Source organism: Nodosilinea sp. FACHB-141 (assembly GCF_014696135.1).
Lineage (GTDB): Bacteria > Cyanobacteriota > Cyanobacteriia > Phormidesmidales > Phormidesmidaceae > Nodosilinea.
Window position 1 is genome coordinate 1 of sequence record NZ_JACJPP010000016.1, and the last position, 26,942, is coordinate 26,942.

A 26,942-nucleotide genomic window follows, 5' to 3' on the forward strand; every position below is an offset into this window, starting at 1 on the left:
TGGCGCTGTGGTCCCACTCTGACCCATCCCGAACTCAGTCGTGAAACGCAGCTGCGGCGAAGATAGTGAGGGGGTTGCCCCTTGTCAAAATAGCTCGATGCCAGGTCCTTACTTGAACCCCTTCAACTGCTCCTCGGAGTGCTTGGAGGGGTTCTCATTTGAAGACATTTGATCCCCATTTATACAACCAAAACCGCCTGAATCAATTGATTCAGGCGGTTTTGGTTGTGTGTAAATCGCGAGATCAGTTTTCTCGGATAGTGAGGCTATAGCTGGTAGAGGTAGGGCTACTATTGCCAATGAAGAAGGAGTAGGTACCCTGGTTTAGTAGCCCCGGTGCATTGATGGTACCGCCGCCACCAGTATGGCATTCGCTGAAGCCGTTGCTGCCTTGGATAAGTAGGGTTAGACCACTGGTGCCGTTTACAGCAATATCGACGGCGGCAAAGTCTTGGTTGACCTGCAAAACTTGGACTGCACCATCGCCAAGAACACCACAGCTGGAAGGGCGGCTGGGATTAACAGAACCGCTGGTTTGTATGGGCTGACTGAGAGGAGTTTGAGCAACGGATTGGGCTGAGGCCACGCCTGTGCCCAAAGCCAAAGCAAGGGCGGCGGCGGGCAGAGAAAAGGATTTGAGCATAGCTTTCATGGCGTGTCCTCCAATTAGGAGCATTTGTCTATGTTTCTATCGTATTCAAAGATACAGGCGGATGTGACAGTAAATGTGCCAGATTACAAGGTGCCTAGACCTTGTATAAACGGTTGAAATGTTGAGGGTTAAAATCCGCCGAAATGGGAGGCCTTCGCTATTATGAAGGGCAACTGTGGTGGAAAACTAGGGCTAGTTTCCGGGCGTTGCTTGCTTAGTATTCCTTAGTAAATTCAAAACCTGGACTGTATCGGGCTTTCTATGGCGCAGACTTCTCCTTCTCAGCCGATTTCAGCTCAGGTGTCTGTCGCTCGGGTACAGGGGCGGTTATCAGTACCTCACAGTTTGTTGCTGCGGCGACTGGCGGCTTGGGGGCTAGAGGTGGGGCTGCTGGTGGGGAGTATAGCGCTTCCCTGGGGAGCAGGAGAGTTGGTCCGTCGGCATTCTACCGCAGAGCTAGTGCCTGTAAATTCGGCGGTAACGGTGACCCAAAGCGCGATTGCCCGTCCATTGGGACTATCGCGCCAGCGTTTAGTGACGGAGGTGCCGCCTCTGACCAATGTGCTGTGGTTTAGCACATTGGTGTTGCCAGGGGTCTTTGTGGGCACTCAACTCTATGGTCTGGCGACCCGGGGTAAAACTTGGCCGAAGGGCTGGTTAGGAATACAGGTGGTGGCGAACGATCGCCCCTTACCCAGTGCCCGCAAGGTCTTAGTGCGAGAGCTAGGTCGCTGGGGGTTGCCCACAGTAGTGGCCTATGGAATTTGGCTTGGTAGCGGAGCGTTTCCTAGTTTGCCTTGGCTCGGTGGGCTGACTCTTGTCTGTGGATTGGGGGCAGGGGCTATTGGGCAGACTAGCCGTTCGCGGTGGACCTGGTATGACTGCCTGGCGCGCACTCGGGTTGTGCTGTTGCGGGGCGGGCAGATACCGACTCGGTATCATCCTGCATCTGATAGCCAAAACAACGGTTCCTTGAATGGAGATGCTTCAGCCTCGCCGATGTCGTTGTCCCTAGCGAGACTGACTCCAGAAGAATATAGCGGTCTCAGGGCCATTGTGCTGTCTCCGGCTGAGTCAGCAGCGGTATTGTGGAGCCAAGGCTGGCGGCGGCATATACCTGTGATTAGCGCCCTGGCTGGGGTGGTTGTGCTGGGTGGTTTGGGAGCTGTATGGCTAGATCGACGGTTACCTGAGGCCAATCAAGGAGATGCGTTATTTTTGGCCCTGGTGGAAAACCTCAGCCGCAATGCCACCTCGTTTAGCGATCGCCAGGCAGCCGCCTTGGCGCTAGCCAGCAGCCAGGATAGCCGTGCCATACCGCTACTAGTGGACATGCTAGCTCAGACTAGTGACCCTGACTTACTCAATACCTTGCAGCAGGCTTTAATTACCCTGGGACCACCGGCTATTCCTCACCTGCAGCGGCTCAACCTAGCTCTAGCCAACGATCTGTTATCGCTACCGCCTGAGCAACGGCTGCTGCCACAGCTGCGACAGCGCACGGTGAAGCAAACTTTGACTAAAATTTTGGTGCTACACAGCGGCAATCTCAACCAAATTGACCTCAGCGGCACCAGTTTGAGTTACATAATTGAAAGCCCCGACGCGTTTACCATGGTGTTGGAGCAGCAGCATTTGGCGGGGATTACCTGGCGCAACGCCGTGCTTTCGGGGGCGAGAATGCGCAAGGCCAAGCTTTTCGATGTGGGGGCGGATGGTCGCCAAGACACCTTTGACGATTGGACAACTGACTTTAGTGGCTCAGATCTAACAGAAGTCAGTCTAGTGGCTGCTCATCTGCGCCATACGGTGTTTCGCAATACCAGCCTGCTGCGGGCCAACTTGAGCAACTCCCTGGCGACCTATGCCGATTTCTCTGGGGCCAATGCGAGTAGCGCCTGGTTTATTGCTGCGGATGTTAGCCACGGCAAGTTTGACGGCACCAGTTTGGTAGGGGCAGATTTGACCGACGCCAACTTGACCCAGGCCAGCCTTGTAGATGCTCGCCTGCGGCAGGCTTATCTGGCTGGGGCTACGCTAACCTCTGCGGATCTAACCCGAGCGGATTTGGCCGACGCTAATCTGAGCGAGGCAGACCTAACGGCAGCTGATCTGCGCCAGGCTAACCTTACCCAGGGCCAACTGCAAGGGGCTGACCTGAGCCAGGCCAACCTGGAGGGAGCAAATCTGGCAGGGGCTAACTTGGAGGGCGCGGTTTTGAAAAAGGCGAACCTGGCTGGGGTAAATCTGGCTGGGGCACAATTTTTTACGCCGGAGCGATCGCAGGAAGATGCGTTTGTGACCACCATCGTGGCGCCAGAAACCACCGAACTGCTGGTGGGAGTAGACTTTTCTCAAGCATTAAATCTTGAGGGTGAGCAGCTAGAGTATATCTGTGGTCAGGGGGGCATTCACCCTGCGTGCCGGTCTGAGTTTTAGTTTTTGGTAGAACGATAAAACATCACTCGCGAACGGTCTAGATATGGCAGAGGCATTTTAGGGGTAAACCCATGCAGCGCACCCGTTTAAGTACCCTGATTGACGACCTGGGTGATCAGTTTAGTCAGTGGCTAATTAACCCCTGGCGGCGGGTATCACTAGTGTTGCTGAGCCTGCTGCTAGGCTACTTCTTTACGGTGTCTCTGGCGGCGATCGCCGGTCAAGCCGCTGCGCAAGATACCGTTGTCTCAGCGTTTTTAGTGCTGGCGGCAGAGCTGATCAGCTGGCTCGTGTATAGTCGTCGCTGGCGCGACCCGGCCTTAGTAAAACCAGTGCCTAAACCAGTTTGGTTAGACTGCATCAACGGCTTCAAAATTGGAGCAATTTATGCCGTGAGCGTGGAGGCCTTTAAGCTGGCTAGTTAGAACGAGGAGTCTGTAATGGCTAGGGTATCCACCAACTGAGCTGCCAGAGTTGTAATTGCCGCCCAGTCTTGCTCAGCTACGGCAGCTTTGGGGAACAGGCTGGTGGAAAGGCCTACGGCGATCGCTCCTGCCCTCAGCATATCCCTGGCATTTTCAACGGTTACCCCACCGGTAGGAATGAGCGGAATGTGAGCCAGCGGACCCTGGAAGCTACAGATGTAGCTGGCCCCCCCCACGGCGTTGATCGGAAACACCTTTACGGCTGTTGCTCCGGCCTGCCAGGCGGTGACAACTTCGTTAGGCGTGAGAGCACCTGGCACAATAGGAATTTTCATCTCTTGGGCCAGCTCAATAATTGCCGAATCGGTATGAGGACAAAAGCAAAACTGCGCCCCAGCGTCCATAGCGGCTTTTAGATCGGCTTGAGATAGGGCAGTGCCGATACCGATGGTGCAGTGGGGTAATCGGTATCTGAGCTTGCTGACTAGGTCCTCAGGACGCCAGCTATTCCAGGTAATCTCGATCAGGCGGATACCTCCGGTGACGGCGGCTTCTGCCATAGCCAGTCCCTGATTGAGATCAGGGGAGCGGATAACGGCGATCGCCCGGTGCTGTCGCAACAGGGCCAAAAAAGCATTTCTGTCCATTGGCCCATCCTAAAGGTGTCGGCAGAGGATGGGGCGGGGGCAGCAACTTTTGTAACGTAGCCTAGGCCTTGCCCCGCTGCCGCCTGACCACAGCGTTGTAGGCAAAGAAGGCAATCAAAATCAGCGACGCCGAGAAGATGGTCGTCAACGTGCCCAAAGCGTAAAGGGCAGGCGAGGTAACGTTGGTGGTCATCCCGAAGATTTCCAGCGGCAGAGTGTTGCTCTGACCCGACACCAGTGATGTTCGGGTAAATTCGTCGTAGGAGAGGGTGAAGGTGAGCAGCCCTACTCCCAGCAAGCTGGGGGCAATCAAGGGCATCACAATTTCCCAGAAGGTCTTAGAGTCGGTAGCTCCCAGATCACGGGCAGCCTCTTCGTAGGAGGGGTTAAAGCGGTTGAAGATGCCCAACATAATCAAAAAGGCAATGGGCAAAGTCCAGGTTAGGTGGGCCCCCAGGCCGGAGGTAAACCAGTTGGTGGGCCAACCCATTACCTGAAACACGACCCCAATACCCAGGGAAACGAGGATGCTTGGCACGATCAGACTGGCGATGGTCATGTAGAAAATCACCGTAGAGCCCTTAAACCGCTGGCGAAAGCCCATGCTGGCAAGCACCGAGGCGGCAATGGTGATCGCCATGACGGCTGCGCCTAGAATGAGCGATCGCACAAAGGGCTCAATAAAATTGCCCACTCGCTGCTCTTGAAACACCTGCCCCAGCCAATAAAAACTCAAGCCTCTCATCGGGAAGGTCAGCCCGCCATCTGGCCCCTGCATGGACAACATAAAAATGGTGATCATCGGGCCGTAGAGAAACAGCACGAATAGGCAGAAGAACGCTAGCAGCAGGTAATAAGTCAGTGAACGTTTTTGCATGGGTTTTTATCGGGAGTTGTCGGTGGGCTAATTGACTGACAAAACTGCTTAGCTCAATCCTAGAAGCTCTCACCTTAGCCCTCTCCCTCAGGGAGAGAGAACCGGGAAAGTAGCTTGGCTGCGGTGAGGGCGCACAACCTCTGTTCTACAGCTCCTTACGAATATCTAGCACGCGTAGAATCGAGACGATGATCAGCATGGTCACGGCTAACAGCACGATCGCATTAGCCGCCGCCAAGGGATACTGCAAACTACCAATCTGGGTCTGAATCAGCTTGCCAACCGATGCTGACTGCCCGCCCCCCATGAGGCGAACGGTCACAAACTCGCCCATTACTAACGTGACAATGAAGATTGAGCCGATCGCAATGCCCGGTGCCGATAGCGGCAAAATCACTTCCTTAAAAACCTGCAGGCCAGAAGCGCCGAGGTCTTCAGCTGCAGTTACTAAGGAGCGCTCGATTCGCATCAAACTGTTAAAAATGGGCGCAATCATAAAAATGATGTAGAGGTGCACCATACCCAGCACCACCGCAAAATCGGAGTAGAGCAGAAACTCCATCGGCTGCTGAATCAGTCCAACACCCATAAACATTTGGTTGACCAATCCCTCCCGCCCCAGCAGCGGCACCCACGAGATCATCCGAATGATGTTTGAGGTCCAAAACGGAATCGTGCAGACCAGGAACAGCAAAATTTGCCACTCTAGCTTAGGCACATGGAACGCCAAGAAATAGGCCACTGGGTAGCCAATCAAGAGCGTTGCTAGCCACACCATTCCCAAAAACTTAAACGTATTTAGATAGGTCTTAAAGGTAACGTCGGTCAAAATGCCCTGGTAGTTAGCCAGGGTAAAGGCTGGAGTCATTGAGTAGCCGTTGAACTCCCAAAAACTTACTACCCCAATCATGAGAATGGGGAACACTAGAAACAGCAGAAATACCAACGTCTGAGGCGTAATTAGCGCGTAGGGCTTGAGGGCTTTCCAGGTTTCAGACATGGGGAGGGGAAGGGGGGTGATGGAGTGGAGAGTGATGGACATCAGGAAGGTAGGGGGGATGGAGAAATAGAGAAAATGGGGGACGGGGAAAATCCTTACTCCCCTACCCCCTCACTCCATCCCCCCCCTACTCTTCTACGACGCGATAAACTCGTTCCACTTCTGCACCAGATAGGTGTTTTCTTCCATGGTCGAGTTCCAGCAGACGATGTTGCCAAAGCGCTCGTCGAAGGAGCCACCGTCGCGGGCCGCACCGGCCTTGGCAAGGGTTTTACCAAAGGGGTCAACGATGTCTTCGGCGGCGGGCTTGCCTTCGTACCAAAAATCCCATTCCGAGGTAGACATGAACTTGCGGGCGGTCTCGGGGGCGGCGCTGTAATAGCCTTGGCGTCCGAGGAAAGCGCCCACCCAGCCGTCGAGCATCCAGTTGATGTACTCGTAAGCGGCATCGAGGTTTACACCCTCCAGGTTTTTGGAGAGGCCAATGCCGCCGCCCCAGCCCCGATAGCCCTCCTTGAGGGGAGCGTAGATGCACTCAGTGCCCTGGGACTGCACCGCTGTCACCGCTGGCGACCACATCGATTGCAGCACCACTTCCCCAGAGCTCATCAGGTTGACTGATTCGTCAAAGGTCTTCCAAAAAGCGCGGAATTGGCCGTTGGCCTTTTGCTCTTTGAGAATCTCGATGATTTGGTCAATTTCGGCCTTGGTCATGTTGCCCTTGTCGGCAAAGGTCATGAGGCCGAGTGACTCGGCCACCATAGCCGCATCCATAATGCCGATTTGCGGAATGTCGAGAATGGAGGTTTTGCCCTTAAATTCTTCGTTGAACAGCTCGCCCCAGCTCTCAATGGTTCGACCTACCAGGTCAGGGCGATAGCCCAAGGTGTCGGCGTTGTACTGGAAGGGAATCAGGGTGGCGTAGTCGGTGGGGGTGTCAGAAAACTCTTTGGAGTCGGCACCCGCAAGGTATTGCACCTTGAAAGGAGCGGTACCCTGAGATTTTTCGACCGGCATGCCTTTGAACTCGCCGGTTCTGAAAAAGGACACAATCTTGTCGTAGTTGGTGATGCGCTTAATGTCGATGGGCTGAAGATTACCCGAGGGCACTACTAAGGGCAGGCTGAAGTACTCACCATCAAAGATGTCGTATTGGCCGGGCTGGGTGATGGCAATCTGGTTGTTTTCTTCAGTGCTGAGGGCCCGCATGTCGAACTTAAAGCCCAGGTCTTCCTGGGCCTTGTCTCGAATGTCATTGATTTGCGACACGCCGGTACCGATTAGCCGCAGGGTTACATCCTTGCTTTGGTTGGTGTTGACCTGGGGGCCGGTGGCCGGGTTATTGGGGGTGCCTGAGGGCGCGGCGCAGCGGGTGGCGGTCAGGAAAGCGCCAGCGGCGAGGCTGGTGCGAATCACTTGGCGGCGAGAAAACTTACCCATGGTTAGCAATTCAGTAACGACGAATGGTTGAGAAAGCGTAGGAGGAGAACGCTGGAGGTGTCTAGCTCAAAGCTAGTGGGGCAGAAAAACGCAGTCGGCGGCGGCCCAGTCGAGTACGACCACCTGCCCTTCGGTAAAGGTGGTGGTGAGCCAGTCGGGGGTGCGGGCCTTGTACAGCACTTCTACACCGCTGCGCTCGAGCACTAGGGAAACGCGGGTGACGTAGCCAGTGAACTCTACGGCGGTAATGCGGGCGGTGAGGCGGTTGGTGGCCGGGCTGCAGGCTGACGTTTCGGCGTCGGCGAGGGATTTGATCTGCATGAGATCGGCGCGGATGCAGCAGGCGGCTTCAGTTCCTACCTGGGCGTAGTCGCCGAGGCACAGCAGGGTGCCTAGGGAGGGAATGTCGAGCTGAATCAGCTGGCCGTTGGTGTCTTGCACGGCGCTGGTGACGGTGCCGGGGAAGATGTTGTTGTCGCCGGTAAAGCGGGCCACAAACTTGGACAGAGGCTTAGAGAAGATCTCGGCTGGGGTGCCGACTTGATCGACGCGGCCGTGATCCATCACCACAATTTGGTCGGAGAGGGAGTAGGCCTCGTCCTGGTTGTGGGTGACCTGAATGAAGGTCATGCCGAACTGGCGCTGGAGCTTGCGCAGCTCGCCGCGAGTTTTAACCCGCAGCGATTCGTCGAGGGCGCTGAGGGGTTCGTCGAGCATAAGCACCTGGGGGCGAGTGACTAAGGCGCGGGCAAGGGCGACTCGCTGCTGTTGGCCGCCGCTGAGCTGAGCGGGTTTGCGATCGCTAAACCCACTCAACCCCACCACCTCCAACATTTCTCCGACGCGGTGCTGCCGCTCGGCTTTGGTCATGCCGCCCATTTTGAGGCCAAAATCGACGTTATCCCATACGGTTTTGTGGGGGAACAGCGCGTAGTTTTGAAACATCATGGCGGTGTTGCGCTGGGTGGCCGGAATGTCGTTGATGCGCGTTTCACCGATATAGATGTCGCCCTCAGAAATATCTTCGTGGCCCGCGATCATGCGCATGGTGGTGGTTTTGCCACAGCCGCTAGGGCCTAGCAAACAGGTATATGAACCGGCGGGAATATCAAGAGTAATGTTTTGAACCGCTGCAAACGAGCCGTATTTCTTAGTCACATCTCGCAGGGAAACACCCTTGGCGTCTGCCTGAAGCACCTCAGGCACTGCTTCAACGGTAAGCACAGGTTCAATTTGAATGTCTTGCATAGTGGGGCCGTTATTTAGAGCGGGAGGGAGCGAAAAAACAGCGCGGTAAAAGTCAGTTCACCTCATCGGTCAGCCAGACCCACTTATAAAATTCTCTCCGGTTGTGTACTGTATGCAGGGATACAATTCTGCTAGGAGAACAGCGGGACAGGAGGTAGTTTTGAGCTAATGTCATATCCCTAAAGGAGGGTTTGTGGCCAAATTATAGGACTAGTAGCGCTGGATTTTTGTGAAGTCTGCTGAGCTGACTTCTGGGCGATACAAATCTTTAAGCAATGTCTAAGGAAATATAACGAAGCTCTCCCAGATTGCTTCTAGTCTTCAACAATTAAGACATCGGAAAACGCCTCGTAGGTATTGATCCCTGGCCCGGAACGTCGAGATTCTGGGTGAGTTTTGTGCATTTAGATTACTTCATTAAATCCGCTTAAATTTCTTTGCAGATACTTTTTAATACCCCATAGAGAAGAGAGAAGTTTGAATGATTAACCTAACGCCGGAGGATGTGCGGCTGAAGGCCACGGCCCACAGCAAAAAAGACGCGATTCGGCAGGTGGGAGAGCTGTTGGTTAACCGTGGTCGCATTCAGCCGGGCTACGTGGACAGCATGCAGATGCGGGAGACCCAAGCCAACACCTACCTGGGTAACAGCATCGCCATTCCCCACGGACAGCCTGCTCAGCGCGACCTGATTGTGACGACAGGCATTGCGGTGCTGCAAATTCCCGCCGGGGTCGAGTGGAACCCCGGCGAGGTAGTGCGTTTGGTAGTGGGTATTGCGGCGAAGTCGGATGAGCACTTGCAGATTCTCACCAACCTGACCCACGTGCTGGATGACCCAGCGGCGGTGCAGGCGTTGGTGGATACGGAGGATGCTCAGGTAATTTGCGATCGCCTTACCGGCAAGTCATCCTCCAGCAGCAAAGGCCTCGACACCGAAGGCTTTGACCAGTTTTTCGATGTCACCATTGACGCGCCGACGGGTCTGCATGCTCGCCCCGCCACCGTGTTTGCGGATTTGGCGAAATCCTTTAGTGCCGAGGTGCGGGTGCGCTATGGCGACCAGGTAGCCAACGGCAAAAGCCTGATGTCGCTGCTGAAACTGGGGGTTGAGCGAGATGGCATGGTGCGGGTGTTAGCTAAGGGCAGTGATGCCACCCAGGCGTTGAACGCTTTGCAGCAGGCGGTCGAAGACGGGTTGGAGGAAGAAGAGGAAGTAGCGGCCAGTCCGGCTTTGAAGCTACCGGCGCTGGAGCTAGAAAGTCGTTCTCTGTCTGGGGTGGCGGCGTCGCCAGGGCTGGCGATCGCGCCCTTGCACCGCTTCCACCGTACCAAGCTAGAGTTTGCCGAAACCGCTAGTGACCCAACCTCAGAGCAGGATCGCCTAAGGGATGCGATCGCCCTCGCTGATATTGATTTAACCGATCTCTACACCACCATCAAAGAGCGATCGGGCAAGGCCAAGGCCGCAATCTTTCAGGCCCATCGCGAGTTTTTGGCCGATCCAGAGCTTCAGCAAGAGGCGCTAAACCAAATTCCGCCCAACCACAGCGCGCCTTGGGCTTGGCAGCAGGTAATCGAAACCAAGGCAAAAGAATTAGAGGCGTTAGCCGATCCGGTCTTGTCGGGTCGGGCAGCAGATGTGCGGGATGTGGGACAGCGGGTGCTGGCGCGGCTGGTGGGCGGGGGTGAGGCTGGATCAGCTCTGCCGGATCATCCTGTAATTTTGATTGCTGATGACCTGACGCCTTCAGATACTGCCGGGCTGGATCCAGAGAAGATTCAAGGATTCTGCACGGCGGCGGGTGGGGCGACCTCGCACACGGCAATCATTGCGCGGTCGCTGAACATTCCCGCTGTGGCTGGAGCAGGTAATGGAGTGATGGAGTTGCGGGAGGGTGCGATCGCCATTCTCGATGGCGACAAGGGCCAGCTCTATGCCGCTCCAACGGAAGCGGATCTGGCGAAGGCGAGGCAGGCCCAATTGGACCGCGCTCAGCTCCGCGATGTTGAGCAGCAAACCCGCTTCCAGCCCGCTATCACCACCGACGGCCATCGGGTCGAGGTGGTCGCCAACATCGGCGGGCCAGCGGAAGCCGGTCCTGCCGTGAATGCCGGGGGCGAAGGGATTGGGCTGCTGCGGACGGAATTCCTCTTCTTGAACCGCAGCGCTGCCCCTACCGAAGAGGAGCAGTACGACGCGCTCCGCCAGATGACCCAGGCCCTCAACAGTCTGCCGCTGATCGTGCGCACGCTAGATATTGGCGGCGATAAGCATGTGCCCTACCTAAACCAGCCGGTGGAAGAAAACCCCTTCCTCGGCATTCGCGGCGTGCGGCTGTGCCTAGAGCGCACTGATTTGTTTGAGACTCAACTACGCGCAATTCTGCGGGCGGCTCGTGGCGGATACATCCGCATCATGTTCCCCATGATTGCCACGCTAGAAGATATTCGAGCTGCGAAGACGGTGTTGGAGTCAGTGCGGGCGGCGATCGATGGCCCGCCCGTGGAAGTCGGCATGATGGTCGAGGTGCCCAGCGCCGTGCTGATGGCGGCGGAGTTTGCTCAAGAAGTCGACTTCTTCTCGGTGGGCACCAATGACCTGACCCAGTACCTCTTGGCGATGGATCGGGGTCACCCCACGTTGGCCAAGCAGGCCGATGCCCTGCACCCCGCTGTGCTGCGGGCGATCTATCAAACTGTGCAGGGGGCCAAGCTGGCCGGTAAGTGGGTCGGCGTCTGCGGCGGCCTGGCCGGAGAGCCCCAGGGCGCGATGATTCTTGCTGGACTAGGGGTGAAAGAGCTGAGCATGGATATCCCCAGCATTCCTAAAGTTAAAGCCCGGCTTCGGGGCGCGTCGATGAAGCAGATGAAGCGGTTAGCTCAACGAGCGATCGCCTGTCGCACCGCCGAGGAGGTGAGAGCGCTATGACCCACCCCCCCAGAACGCAACGGATCGCTACGGTGACGCTGAATCCTGCGATCGACCAGACCGTCTCAATTCCCAACTTTCAGGCCGATGTGGTAAACCGGGTCGATTGGAAGCAGGATGACGCGGGTGGCAAAGGGGTGAATGTGGCTTCCTTTCTTGCCGAGGCGGGCCATAGGGTCAGGGTTACGGGCTTTTTAGGACGCCAGAACAGCACCCTGTTTAAGACACTTTTTCTCCAAAAGGGCATCGACGACCACTTCGTCTACCTGCCCAGTGAGACCCGCGTCAACATCAAAATTGTGGACGATGCCCAGGGGCAAGTCACCGACATCAACTACCCCGGCCAATCGCCTACCCGCCAAGATGTTGACGGCTTAAGAAAGGTAGTGCAGGCTTTAGCCGAGAGCTGCGACTGGTTCGTTTTTTCGGGCAGCGTGCCAGCGGGGCTATCTACCGACATCTATGACGAGCTGATTGGCCCCCTCAAAGCCCAGGGCAAAACCGTGATTCTCGACACCAGCGGCGATGCACTGCGCTTTGGCCTGCCAGGCAAACCCGACTTGATCAAACCCAACCGGGTGGAACTGGAGGAGGTGCTGAACACTCGTCTGGAGAGCCACGGTGCGATCGTCGCCGCTGCCCGTGAGCTGATTGGTTCGGGCATTCCCTACGTGGTGGTGTCGATGGGGGGGGAGGGCGCGTTGTTTATCGATCGCACCCAGGCCTTCCACGCTCAGCCCCCAGCGGTTGAGATTAAAAGCACCGTCGGTGCGGGGGATGCCATGGTGGCGGGTACGGTAGCAGGATTGCTGGGTGGCGAACCGCTGCGAGACTGCGCCACCCTAGCCACGGCCTTTTCCATGGGAGCGCTGGGTCAAATCGGCCCGCGGCTGCCGCCCATGAAAAACATTCAGGCGATGCGAAAACTTGTCACCGTGCAGGAGGTGAGGTGATCTCGGTAGGGTGCATTCGCGGCTAGATCCTCTAGGGATCCACCAAGCAACTTCGAAGCCACAATGCACCAACGCACACCATCCTTGGAATGCCGGTGGCACGGTCTCTAAACGGTGCATTGCTTCGCGAATGCACCCTACTAAAAAAGCTTTTGAATCAGGTATTCACAGACCAGTAGGAAACCTATGACAAAAATTGTTGCCGTTACCGCTAGCACCGCTGGCGAGGCCCATACCCAGATGGCGGCAGAGGCCCTCAAGCGCACCGCCCAAGCGATGGGCCACGAGATTGTGACTGAGGCCCAGAGTGGCGCTGTCGTCACGGCCCTCAGCCCCAATGACATTCAGCAGGCTGATGTGGTGATTGTGGGGACTGACGGAGCGGTGGAGCGCGATCGCTTCGCTGGCAAACCCATCTACGCCGTCTCCACCAGCGAAGCCATTCGCAACACCGAAATGGTAGTTCAGAGCGCTGTAGCCTTAGTAGGGCAGATTCCCAGCCTGGGGGCGATCAGAACCACCCCTCACCCCCACGACCCGCTGCCAGGGGAATTGCCCACGGTTGAGAGGGAAGTTGAGACGGGAGCCGTAGCTACCCCAATAGCCGCCCCGGCCAGCAAATTTTTTGTGGGCATTACCTCCTGCCCCACGGGCATCGCTCACACCTTTATGGCCGCCGAAGCTCTGAAACAGGGAGCCCTCAAGCTGGGCCACGACATCAAGGTGGAAACCCAGGGTTCTGTTGGGTCGCAAAACGCCCTCACCGATGACGAAATCGCCCGTGCTGAGGCGGTGATTATTGCCGCTGATACCCACGTCGATCTGTCGCGCTTTGGCGGTAAACGTCTGTACGAAACCTCGACTAAAGCGGCGATTCACAATGGGGCAAACGTCGTGACCGCAGCGATGGATGCGCCAGTGGCCGGAGGCGGCAGTGGCGGCTCGGGCAGCTATGTGGACGAGGTGAACCGGGCTAAGGCCGAGCGTTCCGAAAGCCGCTCTGGCCCCTACAAGCACCTGCTGACAGGGGTGAGCTATATGCTGCCGGTGATTGTGGCCGGCGGCTTGATCATCGCCCTGTCCTTTGTGTTTGGGATTGATCCTGCTGAAGGCACCTTTGGCGACGCGCTGATGCAGATTGGCGGCGGCGCAGCCTTTTCGCTAATTGTGCCGGTGCTGTCGGGCTTTATTGCCTTTTCCATTGCCGATCGCCCCGGTATTGCCCCTGGCCTGATCGGCGGTATGCTGGCGGCCAACCTGGGTATGGGTTTTCTGGGCGGCATTCTCTCGGGTTTTCTCGCCGGTTATGTCGCCAAGTTTGTGCGCGACAAGGTGAACCTGCCCGCCAACTTTGAGGGCCTCAAGCCGGTGTTGGTGATCCCTCTGCTGGCGACGCTGGTGGTGGGGCTGCTGCTGGTCTACGTCTTTGGTGGCCCGGTGCGGTTCATCATGGAGGGTATGACCACCTACCTCCAAGGGCTAACCGGCACCAACGCCTTGCTGCTGGGCCTGATTCTAGGCGCGATGATGGCAGTAGATATGGGTGGCCCGGTCAACAAAGCTGCCTATACCTTTGCGGTGGGCCTACTAGCCAGCAACCTTTACGCGCCGATGGCAGCGGTGATGGCCGCCGGAATGACCCCGCCCTTGGGCTTGGCTCTGGCCACCTTTGTTTCTAAAAAACACTTCAACCAGGCGGAGCAGGAGGCCGGAAAAGTGGCCTCGGTGTTGGGCATTTCCTTTATTACTGAAGGGGCGATTCCTTTTGCGGCCAACGATCCGCTGCGGATTTTGCCCGCCTGCGTTGCCGGGTCAGCGGTGACCGGAGCCCTGTCGATGGTCTTTGGCTGCACCCTGCGGGCCCCCCACGGCGGTATTTTTGTGCTGGCGATACCCAACGCAGTGGAGCATGTGGGGCTGTATATTGTGGCGATCGCCGCCGGCACTTTGGTCACAGCCCTAGCGACTGTGCAGCTTAAGCACTTCTTCCCCCGCAAAAAAGTGGCGGTGGTTGAGGCTTAGACTACAGCCCAATCAAAATGGATGCCAGGGAATCGACGCAGCAACTACCCGTCGATTCCCTGGCTCTTGCTGTAGCCCATAAATCTAGCCATGCTTTGTTAAGAACATAAGCAAAAGCAGAGCGGGCGGGATGAAACTTTTTGAAATAGAGATGATGCAGTTCTTTCTATAGACTTTTATCGATGAGAAAAAATATCATTTAGCCAAACTCAATAAGGAATAGGGGCTGGCGATGAGCATCACCAATCACATTCACTTCCACAATGTGCGAGGAGATATCTTTGGCGGCGTCACCGCTGCGGTGATTGCCCTGCCCCTGGCTCTGGCCTTTGGGGTGGCCTCGGGGGCAGGGGCGGCCTCGGGTCTCTACGGAGCCGTGATTGTAGGCTTCTTTGCGGCGCTATTTGGGGGCACGCCGACGCTAATCTCAGAGCCTACCGGGCCAGTGACCGTGGTGTTTACTGCCGTCATCGCTCAGCTCATGGCCGCTGACCCCGAAAACGGCATGGCTATGGCCTTTACCGTAGTGATGCTGGCCGGGGCGTTCCAAATTCTGTTTGGTTTTCTCAAGCTGGGTCGCTACATCACGATCATGCCCTACACCGTCATCTCTGGCTTTATGTCGGGGATTGGCATTCTTCTAATTATTCTGCAACTAGGGCCGTTGTTGGGCCATGCCACCCCTAAGGGCGGCGTGATCAATACTTTGGTTAGCCTGCCTACGATGGTGAGCACCTTCAACCCGTTGGAGGTGGCGCTGGGGGTATTTGCCCTGGCGGTACTGTTTCTGATGCCCAAGCGGTCTAAGCGTTGGGTGCCACCTCAACTGTTGGTCTTGGTCGGTGGCACGCTGCTAGCTCTGGTGCTATTTCCCGATGCTGGGCTGCGGCTGATTGGCGAACTTCCTACTGCGCTGCCGAGCCTGCGGTGGCCCACCATTCAGCCCAGTCAGGTGCAAACCATTTTGGTGAATGGTCTGGCCCTCGGCATGCTGGGCTGTATCGACACCCTGCTGACAGCCATGATTGCCGACAGCATTACCCGTACCCAGCACGACTCCAACAAAGAGCTGATGGGCCAGGGCATTGGCAACATGGTGTCGGGTTTTTTGGGGGGCATGCCTGGGGCAGGGGCCACCATGGGCACTGTGGTGAACATTCAGGCTGGGGGCAAAACGGCGCTGTCGGGCATAGTGCGCGCGGGCATTTTGCTGGTGGTGGTGCTGTGGGCCGCGCCCTTGACCAAAATGATTCCCCTGGTAGTGCTGGCGGCGATCGCAGTGAAAGTCGGCTTCGACATTTTGGATTGGAGCTTTCTAAAGCGAGCCCATCGGGTCTCGTGGAAGGGGACGGCCATTATGTATGGCGTGATGTTTCTTACAGTCTTTGTAGATTTAATTGTGGCGGTGGGGGTAGGTGTGTTTATTGCCAATATTCTCACCATCGATCGCCTCAGCAAGCTTCAGTCTGATGTGAAGACTATCACTGACTTTGACGATGACCTGGCCATGACCCCTGAAGAGCAGGAGCTGATGGACCAGGCTAAGGGGAGAATTCTAGTGTTTCACCTCAGCGGCCCAATGATTTTTGGCGTGGCGCGGGCCATTTCCCATGAGCAGATGGCCATGGCCAACCACGATGTGCTCATTCTCGACTTACAAGATGTGCCTCACCTAGGGGTGACGGCGGCTTTGGCCCTGGAAAGCGCCATTCAGAATGCTCAATACGCTGGACGGTCAGTATTTCTAGTGGGGGCGCAAGGCAAAACTCTGAGCCGATTGCAAAAACTCGGGGCGCTCCAAGCCGTGCCCGCCGCTCACCGAGTTGACACTCGCACTGAAGCACTCAAATTATCCCTGGCGCTGCTGGGTGCGATCGACAGGGGAGAATTTGTGCCGACCCGGACGGTGATGCCTTCGTAGCAGCGTACCTATGGCGCTGCATGGCTGGGACTGTGCTTTGAGCAACGAATTTAGGGGCCAAGCTAGAGGTTTTTTATCACGCTAGTGGTATTGCTATATCCTTGTTTTGAATATTTTGGTTGCTTTTAAGGTGGCGCTGGGGTCGTGGACCGTCATGCTTCTTTATTATTCGATATCAAGGTTTGTTTAGGGCTCAAATGCTTTGAGCACAACGCTTTTCAAGGAGTCTAAAAAGTCCAAAAGCGGCTGATCCCTGATTGATCTCTCTCTGTGGAGTTACCTTACCCCTATCTCTGGGGAGATCAGATTTGGGGCCTGGGCTGACTACTATGCATACATAACTTCATTGGGAGAATGCCACTATGGCTAATACTGAAAGTGACCAAAAGGCTCAATCTACTGATGAGTCCAGCGATGGGTATAACACCCCCCTTGATGAGAGCCAGCGTCATACCGGCATGTACGAAGCCACCGACGCCGGAGAAAATGCCAAGCCCGAAAGCGGCACCAGTGCGACTGGCCCAGAGGGTGCGCCTAACCAGGGTACTGAAAAGCGCTAAAGCTGAGCCTTTGAGGCTTGATCCTGGCTAAAGCGCCGGGGGCGATCGCAGCTAGCGCGATCGCCCCCTTTTACGTTTGGGGTATGGGATAGGCGGCTAAGCTAAGCTGAGCTTAGGTCTGCTGAGAACTGTGAATCTACTGACTCGTTGGTCTGCCCTCTGGCGCAAGCTATATTTGCCCACACCCGCACCGCAGGTGCTTTGGGATTTGTGCGATCGCTACACTGAACCCCAGCGGGCTTACCATACCCTGCAACACTTAAGCGAATGCCTGGACTGGTGCGATCGGGCCGGCAATTTGGCCGAAAATCCAGCAGCGGTAGAGCTTGCCCTCTGGTTCCACGATGCCGTCTACAATACGCGTAGGGCCGACAACGAAGCGCGAAGTGCTGATCTTGCGACGCAGGCGATCGATAGCGTAGGCGGTGGAGATTTGCTCCAACGATCCATTCATGACTTGGTTCTGGCCACAAAACACGATGCTGTACCAAGCACAGTAGACACGGGCTTCGTTGTGGATATTGACCTGGCTATTTTGGGGGCGAAGGTGGGTCGCTTTGCGCAGTACGAGACTCAAATTCGGCAGGAGTACGCCTGGGTGCCTGAGAATTTATTTAGTCAAAAGCGGGCTGAGATTCTCCAGAGCTTGCTGAATCGACCTTCAATCTTTACCACTGATTTTTTTCGGGAACGGTTAGAACACCAGGCTCAGCGCAACCTGCATCGGTCGTTGGCTGTTCTGAGGAAAGACTCCGGTTAATTTTTGGGGTTGTCCGATCCCAGGATTCATTGGCTACGCAATGCACTTGTTGATGCGTGAGTTATTCAGCTATGGATGTTTTGATTAACATAGATGTTAACGATCTGGCCGCTGCAGAAAAGTTTTATGGCTATACCTTCGGTCTAAAGCCCAGTCGCCGCTTGGGGGACACTATTGTTGAGCTAGTAGGCGGACCATCGAGCATTTTTCTGCTGCAAAAAGAAGCGGGTTCTCAGACGTCACCGCAGACCGCTGAACGGCGCCAATTTAATCGCCATTGGACCCCAGTGCATTTAGATTTTGTTGTAGAGAACATCGAGGCAACCACAAACCGGGCCGTTGAAGCAGGAGCAGTGCAGGAGTCGCCCATTCAGCAAAACGCCTGGGGAAAAATTGCGCTCATGGCTGATCCCTTTGGCAACGGCTTTTGCATCATTCAGTTTGAAGGGCAGGGGTACGACGCGATTTGCGATCGCTGCCCCGACTGAACCTTCAATGTTAATTAACTCTGCAAAGAAATTAGTATATCTGAACTATTATGGTGATTTGCTCCCGCAGAACTCTGAGGTTTTCCTATGGCAACCGATAACCCAAGCATTCTGTCCCACATTTCCCTAGGCACCAACGATTTTGAAAAGGCCGTGGCCTTTTACGATCGCGTCTTGCCTACCCTGGGCTGCAAGCGAATTATGGAGCACCCTGGGGCGATCGCTTACGGCAAGGTCTATCCTGAGTTTTGGATTGGGGTACCCCACGACAACCAGACCGCCACCGTGGGCAACGGCACCCACATCGGGTTCGTTGCCCCCACAAAAGAAGCGGTGCATGCTTTCTACGAAGCGGCGATCGCCGCCGGAGCCCAGGACGATGGCCCCCCTGGCCCCCGCCCTGACTACGGCGAGCCCTACTACGGCTGTTTTGTGCGCGACCCCGACGGCCACAAAATTGAAGCCTCTTACTGGGATCTGGCGCTGATTGAAGAACTCTATGGGGAGCCTGCCCCGAGTTGAGGAGGGGGTGGATAGGTAGATGGGCGAAGCGTTGGCAGAACCTAACCTATTCCCCACTCTAATAAAGCAAGTCGAATGGAGTTTTAGGGCGACCGCTCAGTCAGACTCAGATCTGCGGTGAGCCAGTCGATAAACTGCCGTGCTGTGCGGCCCGATCGCCCATTGTGGCGGGTGGCCCACTGGAGGGCGCGGGCGGTAAGGTCTTCCTGGGTGAGAGAAATGTTGGCTTGCTGGGCCAGGTGATAGACGATGGCTAGATAGGTGGGCTGGTCGGCGGGTTCAAAGGTGAGGGTAAGGCCAAAGCGATCGCTAAAGGAGAGCTTTTCCTGCATCGTATCCCACGACTGCACTTCGTCTTGGTCCTTGGGGCGGGGGCGATCGCTAAAAAATTCGCGCACCAGGTGGCGACGGTTGGAGGTGGCGTAGACCACCACGTTGGCGGGGCGGGCGGTGGTGCTGCCCTCAAGCACGACTTTGAGTGCTTTAAAGGTGTCATCGTCGTCCTCAAAGGAGAGGTCATCGACGAAAATGATGAATTTTTGGGGACGCGATCGCACCTCGCCTACAATTTGCGGCAGGGCTTGCAAATCGGCCTTGGCCACCTCTACCAGCCGCAGCCCCTGGTCAGCGTACTCATTCACCAGGGCTTTAACCAAGGATGACTTGCCCACACCGCGACTGCCGTAGAGCAGCACGTTGAGTGCCGGGTAGCCCTTGAGCAGCGCCAGGGTGTTTTGCACCAGCTGCTGTCGCGGGTGGTCGTAGGCGGTGAGGTTCCCTAAGCGAATAGAGTCGGGGTTGGCAATGCCGCAGAGCTGGTCCTGGTACCAGGTAAAGGCGCGGTACTGGGCCAGCAACCCTGCGCCATGGCGGCAATAGTGACTGGCTAGGAATTCTACGGTGTCGGCCCAGGGAGCGTCTTGGGGGAGCATCAGCGGCGGTGGAGTTGTCTCATCAATGGCCCAGGCTACGGGGGCTTGGGGGATCTGGGCGATCGCCTGTACCCACCCCGCCACGGTGTCGCCGCTGAGCTGATGAAGCGACTGAAGGGTGCTCAAATCGCGGCGGGCGGCTTCCACCAAAGCGGTGGGCAGTTGGGCAAAATTGGTGCGCTGGGATTGTAGCGTAAACGGATTTTCGGCGTAGGCAATTTGTCGCAGCAGGTAGCTACTCCAACTGGCCTCGCTGGTAGCCAATGCTTGAAACCAAGCGCCGTAGGCGCGCAGGCTGAGGGCCGCATCTGCCGATTCTAGAGCCGTTAGCAGCGCCAGAAAGGCAGCTCCCACAGGTGGATCAAACGCCGAGCGGTAAAGCAGTAGCCCATCGATAAGCTGGCTGTATTGCTGCACCTTACTCTGGACGGTGGCTAACTCTGGGGTGCGATCGCGCATTCTAACCGTGCTTTGCGTAGATGATTTTCCTGGAAAAGTTCACCTGACGAAGAACTCTAAACTCCAGTTTTCCTCAGGATATGGCTTTCGGACAGGTTGCGCGAGGCCAAAGCGGCTCATCATACCAGCGTAACGGCGCCAGATGCTCTATTCTAACAAAGTCGGGCTTAGCTGGGCCTATGTCCCGATCTCAGCTTTCATGCGCTCTAGGGTCTGATGCATTTGCTGAAACATCATGTCAGGGGTCATGCCAAACTGGCCTAGCTGCGTCTTGAGCTGTTCGACCGTCATTTGGGCCTGAAAGTCTTCGGAAAGCTCAAAGCGCTTCATGAAGATGTGGTAGCGCTCCATCATGGCTTCCATCTGGGCAATGTACATCTTCTTGCCCTCGCGATCGAACTTGCCGTAGCCACTCCCTAGCTGCACCAGCGACTGATAGTCCTGAAACAGCTGCATAGCCTCTTGCTGAACAATCTCTGAGTCAAAAAATCCCATGGTTCTACGCTTAGCCCTAGCGTGAGCAACTTGCGACACACTCGCGGGCAACCGAATGTATCTCTATTTATAAAGCCTAAGGTTTAGCTCAACCCCCGGCCAAGGGTAGATAACCCTACTTAGAGTGTTCCAGCTAGCCTTGCGTTGGCTGGGCGGCTTAAGCCATCAGCTGGTATCTAAATGCAATATTGACTGGGCTCACAAGCGCTCTAATCAAACTGACGCTCCCCATCCCTATTCACAGTCTTGCCACCGTTAACTCAATGGGCTGAGCCTACGTCTCTCAATGGGAGGTTTTTTTAGACGAAATACTCTGAAACTCTAAGATTTTGCCGCTGGGCGCTAGAATCTAATAGCTGATTGGCACCACAGAATTCACGCCGCCAGCGCGCTGTACGTTCGAGAGAAACTCCATGTCACAAGGTCAAGGATTTGGGTTTGGGTTAGGCAAGATGAAGGAACTCACTGAGGCCTTCAAAAAAGCCCAGCAGATTCAAGAAGGGGCCAAGCAGCTGCAAGAAGAGCTGGAACAAATGGAGATCCAAGGAGAATCGGGCGGTGGCCTGGTCAAGGTCACCATGAGCGGTAACCAGGAGCCTAAGGGCGTCACCATTGCCCCCGAAGCTCTCAACGAAGGAGCCGAGGTGCTCTCTGACCTGGTGGCCACCGCCATGAAAGACGCCTACGAAAAATCGACGGCCACCATGCGCGATCGCATGGAGGTGCTTACCGGTGGCCTCAACCTGCCCGGTCTGTAAGGCTCGGTTGCCAGTGCTATGACAACGCGCCTTTTGTTCGTGTGCCTGGGCAACATTTGTAGGTCGCCCTCGGCAGAAAACATTATGAATCACCTGATTGAGCAGCGGCAGCTGGGCGATCAAGTGGTGTGCGATTCGGCGGGCACCGCTAGCTACCACGTGGGCAGTGCCCCCGATCGCCGCATGGCCCAAGCTGCTAAAGCCTACGGTATCGATCTGGTGGGGCGCGCTCGCCAGTTTGGCACCGTTGACTTTGACTGCTTTGACTACATTTTGGCGATGGATCGCCAAAATTATCGCGATATTTTGGCCCTTGACCCCACTGGCCAACATCGCGATCGGGTGCGACTGATGTGTGATTTTTGCCGCACTCACCCCGACAAAGACGTTCCTGACCCCTACTATGGTGGCCCTGAAGGGTTTACCTACGTCATCGATCTCCTGCTAGATGCCTGCGAAGGGTTGCTTGACCACATTTCAGCACATCCTGTGGCTATTTCCCGTTAGCGGCTTCTCTACGCACCGTGACCTGCAAAGGCCCTGCCATGCTTTCTTTTATGAAAACCGCGTGCCCTTGGCGGCGGCTTTGGCTGTCTTGGACTCTAGGGCTTTTAGGGGCACTGGCGACGGCCTTGCCGAGCGCTGCTGCCGAAAACCTGATTGTGACCTTCGGCATTTTGCAGCGTTCCATTCCGATCGCTGATCTAGAAAGGTTTGCGACCACAGGCGAGCTGACTCCTCAGCTGCAAGCCTATCGACGACAGCTCCAGATATCGGATGAGCAGCTCGGCCAAATTCGAGAGGTGTTGAGCACCCCAGCAGGGCTGAGCCCAGTGGCGGTGGCCCAGTTTCTCTACACCGAGCAGGGAGTGCTGCTGCTGGAGCAGATTGGTCGGGTGGTTCAAACCCCCGTGCGCCAAGCCAACGTGCAAGCTCTACGCGGGGCGCTGATTTTGGCCGCTGCAGATCCTGAGGGCGGATTTACTCTGGTCAACGTGCTCAAGACCTACCCCACTGAGGCGATGCGCATTGACCTGATCGAGGGGCTGGCGATCGCCCAGGAGATCAACCAGACAATTCTGCAGTCGGAGGCGGCCTTTAATCAGGTGCAGGCGATCGCCAGCGCTGAGGCTGCTGCTAACCCAGTCGATGCCGACGCGCTGCTGCAACTGGTGCAGAGCGAGCGTCAGTACAGCGTCGATCGCATTCAGGTGGTGGTGCCGGGGTTGCCCAGCCCGGTGCAGCTCTACCTACCCAAGGTGTTGCCGGGGCGACAGGGGGTACCGGCCACAGGGTTTCCCCTGGTGGTGATCTCCCACGGGCTAGGGGGCACCCTCAACAGCTACAGCTACCTGGCGGAGTATTTAGCCACCGGGGGTATTGCAGTAGCGACCCTGGAGCACCCTGGCAGCAACGACCAGCAGCTCTACGCTCTACTGGCGGGGCGCTCAGATGCGGTAGTGCAGGACGAAGAGTTTTTGCGTCGACCTCGGGATGTTTCCCTAACCCTCAACACCCTGGATCGGCTAAACCAAAGCCCTTCCCCAATTCGCAGACGGCTCGATCTGGAGCGGGTAGGGGTAATTGGTCAGTCCTTTGGGGGCTATACGGCCCTGGCGCTAACCGGGGCGAATTTTGATGAAGCGGGGCTAGCGACGGCCTGCCCCCCCAGCACGCTGTCGTTCAATCCATCGCTGCTGTTGCAGTGTCAGGCGGCGCGGCTGGGCAACCCAGGCAATGGTCTGAGCGATCCCCGCGTCAAGTCGGTGTTTGTTATGAACCCCATTGGCAGTGCCCTATTTGGGCCGACTGGCTACGGCCAGATCCAGGTGCCCGTCATGGTGGTGGCAGGCACGGCCGACACGGTGGCACCCGCCTTTCCAGAACAGATTGAGCCGTTTACTTGGCTGACTGCCCGCGATCACTACCTGCTGCTGGTCAACCGAGGCACCCATTTCTCAACGATTGGGGATATTACCCAAAGCGATCAGCCGCTTACGATTCCGCCCGAGCTCGTTGGGCTAAACCCTGAGCAGGTGTGGTCTTACATGCAGGTGTTGGGATTGGCCTACTTCAAGCTCACTCTGGAGGGCGATCAGCGTTTTCAGCCCGCTCTGACCCCCGCCTTTGCGGCGGCTCTCGGCGGTGAGCCCTACCTGCTAAGCCTGCTGGCCACCCTCACCTCCGAGAGCCTGCGAGATCTACCCGATCGCGATCCTGAACCGGCGAGCGACTCCCCAAACCCGATGCCAGACCAGCCTTTGACCCCTCTTCCCCAGACGGGGAACCCCTAGGCTAAAACCGTCCCCTGTCCTGTTATGCTCTCAGAGGTGGTATGAGTTCTGGTGCTGCAACGGCTGCAATTATTGGTTGGCGAGAGTGGATAGCCCTGCCAACGCTGGGGGTTCAGGTCATCAAAGCCAAGGTTGATACCGGAGCGCGATCGTCGGCTCTCCATGCTTTTGCTGTGGAGCGCTTTGAGCGGACAGGCAGGGCTATGGTGCGCTTTAATGCCCACCCAATCCAGCGCAACGACGATTATATTGTTACCGCCGAGGCCGCTCTGCTGGAGGAACGCATGGTGCGTAACTCAGGAGGGCAGGAGGAACTGCGCCCGGTGATTGAAACCCTGGTGCAGGTGGGCGGCGCAGTATGGGCCATTGAGCTAACGCTGACCAACCGAGATGAGATGGGCTTTCGCATGCTGCTGGGTCGCCAAGCGGTGCGCCGTCGCTACTTGGTGGATCCGGGGCGATCGTACCTGCAACCCCTGCCCGAACAGATCAATTTGCCGATATCTACCCCTAAGCACAACCCCCAAGGATGACTCCTAGAAGCGCCATGAAAATTGCGATCTTATCCAGGGATGCCACCCTCTACTCGACTCGACGGCTGAAGCAGGCGGGGGAAGAACGTGGCCACGAAATGCAGGTGATTGACCACCTGCGCTGCTACATGAACATCACCTCCCATCAGCCCAAGGTGATGTACCAAAGCCAACCCCTGATCGATATTGATGCGGTGATTCCCCGCATCGGAGCGTCAAACACGTTTTATGGCACGGCGGTGGTGCGCCAGTTTGAAATTATGGGGGTGTTTACGGCCAACACCTCCATGGCGATCTCCAGGTCGCGCGACAAGCTCAGGTCGCTGCAAATCATGGCCCGTCGAGGCATCGGCCTGCCAGTGACCGGCTTTGCCCACTCCACCAAAGATATTGATGGCCTAGTCGATATTGTTGGCGGTGCCCCCCTAGTGATCAAGCTGCTGGAGGGCACCCAGGGCATTGGCGTGGTGCTGGCCGAAACCCAGCAAGCGGCCAAGTCTGTGATCGAGGCCTTTCGCGGCCTCGACGCCAACATTCTGGTGCAGGAATTCATCAAAGAGGCGGGCGGCATGGATATTCGCTGCTTTGTGGTCGGCGACAAGGTGGTAGCTGCCATGAAGCGCCAGGGGGCACCGGGGGAGTTTCGCTCTAACCTGCACCGAGGTGGGTCGGCCAGCCGCGTGCGCCTCACCCCCGAAGAACGCAGCACCGCCATTCGCGCTGCTAAGGCCATGGGCCTGCGAGTGGCGGGGGTAGATCTACTGCGCTCTAACCATGGCCCTGTAGTGATGGAGGTCAACTCGTCGCCCGGCCTCGAAGGAATCGAAAAGGCTACCGACATGGATGTGGCGGGCAAGATTATTGACTTTGTGGTCAAAAACGCCGCGCCCAACGTGCCCAACGTGCCCAAGAAGGATAAGGAGCGCGACGGCATCAAATACTAGAGGGCCGGAGAGCAAGGTTTAAGGTGTAATACCAAATCGATTTGGTAAACCCTGACTCATGATCAAAAACCCGTAGGGGCGTAGCATGCTACGCCCCTACAAATTGGGTGTATTCATCAGGATTTGATGTAAAGCCATTCCCTTAGCCCCATACCTCATCTCCCCTGCGCCGAATCGTCACAGTCAAATGGGCCAAAGTGTCACAGCTTCGCCACCCACCCGCCATTGCTGCGCCATACCATGACTCTATTGTTGTAGACATCATGCGACACATAAACGAGGTAACAGCAATGGAGAAGGATGGTTCTGAGCGTTCTGAGCGGGGTTCTGGGCGCAGTGTGCGGCCCACCGTTAAGTCGTTAGCCCTAGTGATGTTGGGGGCAGGAATCGCCACTGCCGGTGGCCAGGCTATCAGTGCCCTGGTGCAGCCTTCGAATAATAGCCAGCCGATCACGACTGACGTCTTTTGGGACAATGGCTTCTGGAATAGCGATCGGGATTCGGCCGTCCCTGAGGCGGAAGCTCAAGAGAGCCAGCCCCAGGGCAGCGTTGCTCAGAATGGTCTGGCGATCGCCCCCTCGGTGTCCAGTCCCAACGTCATCGCCGACATTGTGCGCCAGGTAGAACCCTCGGTTGTTCGCATTAACGCGACCCGCACGGTGCAAACCAATCTGCCGCCGATGTTCCAAGACCCGTTCTTCCGGCAGTTCTTTGGCAACATGCAGGTGCCCCAAGGAGAGCAGGTGCAGCGGGGCGTGGGCTCTGGTTTTATTACCTCCGCTGACGGGCAAATCATCACCAACGCCCACGTGGTAGCTGGGGCCGATGAAGTGGAGGTCACCCTGACGGACGGGCGTAGCTTTACTGGCGAGGTGCTAGGGGCCGACCAGGTGACCGACGTTGCCGTGATCAAAATTGATGCCAACAACCTGCCTACCGTAGCCATCAGCGACTCGGATCAGCTGCAGACGGGTGAGTGGGCGATCGCCATTGGCAACCCACTAGGCCTCGACAGCACGGTCACCGCCGGGATCATCAGTGCCACCGGTCGCTCTAGCCGCGAGGTGGGCGTACCCGATAAGCGGGTTGAGTTTATTCAAACCGATGCCGCCATTAACCCCGGTAACTCTGGCGGTCCCTTGCTCAACCTCAACGGCGAGGTGATTGGCGTCAACACTGCCATTATTCAAGGGGCGCAGGGGATTGGTTTTGCCATTCCCATCAACACCGTGCAGCGGATCAGCGCTCAGCTGATTGAAACCGGTCGGGTGGAGCATGCCTACCTCGGCATTCAAATGGCAAATCTGTCGCCCGAGGTGAAGGAAAACATTAACAACAGTCCCGATCGGCCTTTTACCGTAGAGGAAGAGGAAGGTGTGCTGATTGTGCAGGTAATGCGCAACTCCCCAGCGGCCCAAGGCGGTCTGCGCCCAGGTGACGTGATTGTGGCCGTTGAGGGCCAGCCCGTCAAGGAAAGTGCCGCCGTTCAGCAAGCTGTGGAGGGCTCGACCGTCGGGCAAGATCTGGCTCTGACCCTGCGGCGTGACGGTCGCGAACAGACCATAACGGTTCGTCCTGGCAATGTGCCAACTCGCTAATGCATCTACCGGGTTCCCCTCGCTACGGTGGAACCGATGCATC

24 protein-coding genes and 1 rRNA gene are annotated in these 26,942 nt (G+C 56.7%); 17 read left to right on the plus strand and 8 right to left on the minus strand.

Going from position 1 to position 26,942, the window contains the following annotated elements:
• Window positions 1-106, plus strand: a 5S ribosomal RNA gene (gene rrf / locus H6F59_RS17770); the annotation flags it as partial.
• 138 nt (window positions 107-244) lie between these two features.
• Here the strand turns inward: rrf and H6F59_RS17775 are convergent.
• Window positions 245-652 carry a hypothetical protein gene (locus tag H6F59_RS17775; protein WP_190703096.1) on the minus strand — a complete coding sequence of 136 codons (408 nt, stop codon included), beginning with the start codon at window positions 650-652 and terminating at the stop codon, window positions 245-247.
• A 261-nt stretch (window positions 653-913) separates the two neighbouring features.
• On the opposite strand from H6F59_RS17775, the gene H6F59_RS17780 reads away from it, so the two are divergent.
• Both H6F59_RS17780 and H6F59_RS17785 read left to right on the plus strand, forming a co-directional pair.
• Window positions 914-3,091, plus strand: a complete 2,178-nt coding sequence (locus tag H6F59_RS17780; protein ID WP_190703110.1) for a pentapeptide repeat-containing protein — start codon at window positions 914-916, stop codon at window positions 3,089-3,091.
• A 71-nt stretch (window positions 3,092-3,162) separates the two neighbouring features.
• Window positions 3,163-3,516 carry a DUF565 domain-containing protein gene (locus tag H6F59_RS17785; protein ID WP_190703114.1) on the plus strand — a complete coding sequence of 118 codons (354 nt, stop codon included), beginning with the start codon at window positions 3,163-3,165 and terminating at the stop codon, window positions 3,514-3,516.
• Here the strand turns inward: H6F59_RS17785 and H6F59_RS17790 are convergent.
• The 5 genes from H6F59_RS17790 to H6F59_RS17810 form a co-directional block, all read right to left on the minus strand.
• On the minus strand, window positions 3,513-4,163 hold the full coding sequence (locus tag H6F59_RS17790) for a bifunctional 4-hydroxy-2-oxoglutarate aldolase/2-dehydro-3-deoxy-phosphogluconate aldolase (protein ID WP_190703118.1): 651 nt from the start codon (window positions 4,161-4,163) through the stop codon (window positions 3,513-3,515). The two genes, H6F59_RS17785 and H6F59_RS17790, sit on opposite strands and share 4 nt — an antisense overlap.
• A gap of 61 nt (window positions 4,164-4,224) precedes the next feature.
• On the minus strand, window positions 4,225-5,040 hold the full coding sequence (locus H6F59_RS17795; RefSeq protein WP_190703122.1) for an ABC transporter permease: 816 nt from the start codon (window positions 5,038-5,040) through the stop codon (window positions 4,225-4,227).
• 145 nt (window positions 5,041-5,185) lie between these two features.
• Window positions 5,186-6,040, minus strand: a complete 855-nt coding sequence (locus H6F59_RS17800) for an ABC transporter permease (protein WP_190517960.1) — start codon at window positions 6,038-6,040, stop codon at window positions 5,186-5,188.
• 135 nt (window positions 6,041-6,175) lie between these two features.
• A complete protein-coding gene (locus tag H6F59_RS17805) occupies window positions 6,176-7,480 on the minus strand; it encodes a PotD/PotF family extracellular solute-binding protein (protein ID WP_190703125.1) in 1,305 nt (434 codons plus the stop codon).
• Window positions 7,481-7,552: 72 nt separating this feature from the next.
• A complete protein-coding gene (locus H6F59_RS17810; protein ID WP_190703129.1) occupies window positions 7,553-8,728 on the minus strand; it encodes an ABC transporter ATP-binding protein in 1,176 nt (391 codons plus the stop codon).
• Between the two features lie 481 nt (window positions 8,729-9,209).
• Between H6F59_RS17810 and ptsP the strand changes: the two genes are divergently transcribed.
• The 8 genes from ptsP (at window position 9,210) to H6F59_RS17850 (ending at window position 18,886) form a co-directional block, all read left to right on the plus strand.
• A complete protein-coding gene (gene ptsP, locus H6F59_RS17815) occupies window positions 9,210-11,660 on the plus strand; it encodes a phosphoenolpyruvate--protein phosphotransferase (protein ID WP_190703132.1) in 2,451 nt (816 codons plus the stop codon).
• Window positions 11,657-12,613 (plus strand): 1-phosphofructokinase, encoded by a 957-nt coding sequence (pfkB, locus tag H6F59_RS17820; RefSeq protein WP_190703136.1) that lies wholly within the window; start codon window positions 11,657-11,659, stop codon window positions 12,611-12,613. The genes ptsP and pfkB overlap by 4 nt, the downstream gene beginning before the upstream one ends.
• Before the next feature lie 186 nt (window positions 12,614-12,799).
• Window positions 12,800-14,635, plus strand: a complete 1,836-nt coding sequence (locus tag H6F59_RS17825) for a PTS fructose-like transporter subunit IIB (protein WP_190703139.1) — start codon at window positions 12,800-12,802, stop codon at window positions 14,633-14,635.
• Between the two features lie 232 nt (window positions 14,636-14,867).
• The gene (locus H6F59_RS17830) at window positions 14,868-16,556 is read left to right on the plus strand and encodes a SulP family inorganic anion transporter (RefSeq protein ID WP_190703143.1); all 1,689 of its coding nucleotides are present in this window, start codon (window positions 14,868-14,870) and stop codon (window positions 16,554-16,556) included.
• 362 nt (window positions 16,557-16,918) lie between these two features.
• Complete coding sequence (locus H6F59_RS17835; protein WP_190703146.1) at window positions 16,919-17,116, plus strand: hypothetical protein; 198 nt, start codon at window positions 16,919-16,921, stop codon at window positions 17,114-17,116.
• Between the two features lie 130 nt (window positions 17,117-17,246).
• The gene (locus tag H6F59_RS17840; protein WP_190703149.1) at window positions 17,247-17,876 is read left to right on the plus strand and encodes an N-methyl-D-aspartate receptor NMDAR2C subunit; all 630 of its coding nucleotides are present in this window, start codon (window positions 17,247-17,249) and stop codon (window positions 17,874-17,876) included.
• A gap of 71 nt (window positions 17,877-17,947) precedes the next feature.
• On the plus strand, window positions 17,948-18,364 hold the full coding sequence (locus H6F59_RS17845; protein WP_190703163.1) for a VOC family protein: 417 nt from the start codon (window positions 17,948-17,950) through the stop codon (window positions 18,362-18,364).
• An 87-nt stretch (window positions 18,365-18,451) separates the two neighbouring features.
• A complete protein-coding gene (locus H6F59_RS17850; RefSeq protein WP_190703165.1) occupies window positions 18,452-18,886 on the plus strand; it encodes a VOC family protein in 435 nt (144 codons plus the stop codon).
• A gap of 83 nt (window positions 18,887-18,969) precedes the next feature.
• On the opposite strand, the gene H6F59_RS17855 is transcribed toward H6F59_RS17850, so the two are convergent.
• Window positions 18,970-20,277: an ATP-binding protein gene (locus tag H6F59_RS17855; protein WP_190703168.1), complete on the minus strand. Its 1,308-nt coding sequence runs from the start codon at window positions 20,275-20,277 to the stop codon at window positions 18,970-18,972.
• A 177-nt stretch (window positions 20,278-20,454) separates the two neighbouring features.
• A complete protein-coding gene (locus H6F59_RS17860) occupies window positions 20,455-20,772 on the minus strand; it encodes a DUF1825 family protein (protein WP_190517934.1) in 318 nt (105 codons plus the stop codon).
• A 413-nt stretch (window positions 20,773-21,185) separates the two neighbouring features.
• Between H6F59_RS17860 and H6F59_RS17865 the strand changes: the two genes are divergently transcribed.
• The 6 genes from H6F59_RS17865 (at window position 21,186) to H6F59_RS17890 (ending at window position 26,899) form a co-directional block, all read left to right on the plus strand.
• Window positions 21,186-21,530, plus strand: a complete 345-nt coding sequence (locus H6F59_RS17865) for a YbaB/EbfC family nucleoid-associated protein (protein WP_073611026.1) — start codon at window positions 21,186-21,188, stop codon at window positions 21,528-21,530.
• 18 nt (window positions 21,531-21,548) lie between these two features.
• Complete coding sequence (locus H6F59_RS17870; RefSeq protein ID WP_190703172.1) at window positions 21,549-22,037, plus strand: low molecular weight protein-tyrosine-phosphatase; 489 nt, start codon at window positions 21,549-21,551, stop codon at window positions 22,035-22,037.
• Between the two features lie 50 nt (window positions 22,038-22,087).
• The gene (locus H6F59_RS17875) at window positions 22,088-23,824 is read left to right on the plus strand and encodes an alpha/beta hydrolase (protein WP_190703176.1); all 1,737 of its coding nucleotides are present in this window, start codon (window positions 22,088-22,090) and stop codon (window positions 23,822-23,824) included.
• A 41-nt stretch (window positions 23,825-23,865) separates the two neighbouring features.
• Window positions 23,866-24,357: an ATP-dependent zinc protease gene (locus H6F59_RS17880; RefSeq protein WP_190703179.1), complete on the plus strand. Its 492-nt coding sequence runs from the start codon at window positions 23,866-23,868 to the stop codon at window positions 24,355-24,357.
• A gap of 14 nt (window positions 24,358-24,371) precedes the next feature.
• Window positions 24,372-25,301, plus strand: coding sequence for a 30S ribosomal protein S6--L-glutamate ligase (gene rimK / locus H6F59_RS17885; protein ID WP_190517925.1), 930 nt, complete (start codon window positions 24,372-24,374; stop codon window positions 25,299-25,301).
• Window positions 25,302-25,564: 263 nt separating this feature from the next.
• Window positions 25,565-26,899 carry an HhoA/HhoB/HtrA family serine endopeptidase gene (locus H6F59_RS17890; RefSeq protein ID WP_199325860.1) on the plus strand — a complete coding sequence of 445 codons (1,335 nt, stop codon included), beginning with the start codon at window positions 25,565-25,567 and terminating at the stop codon, window positions 26,897-26,899.
• The last annotated feature ends 43 nt before the right edge of the window (window positions 26,900-26,942 follow it).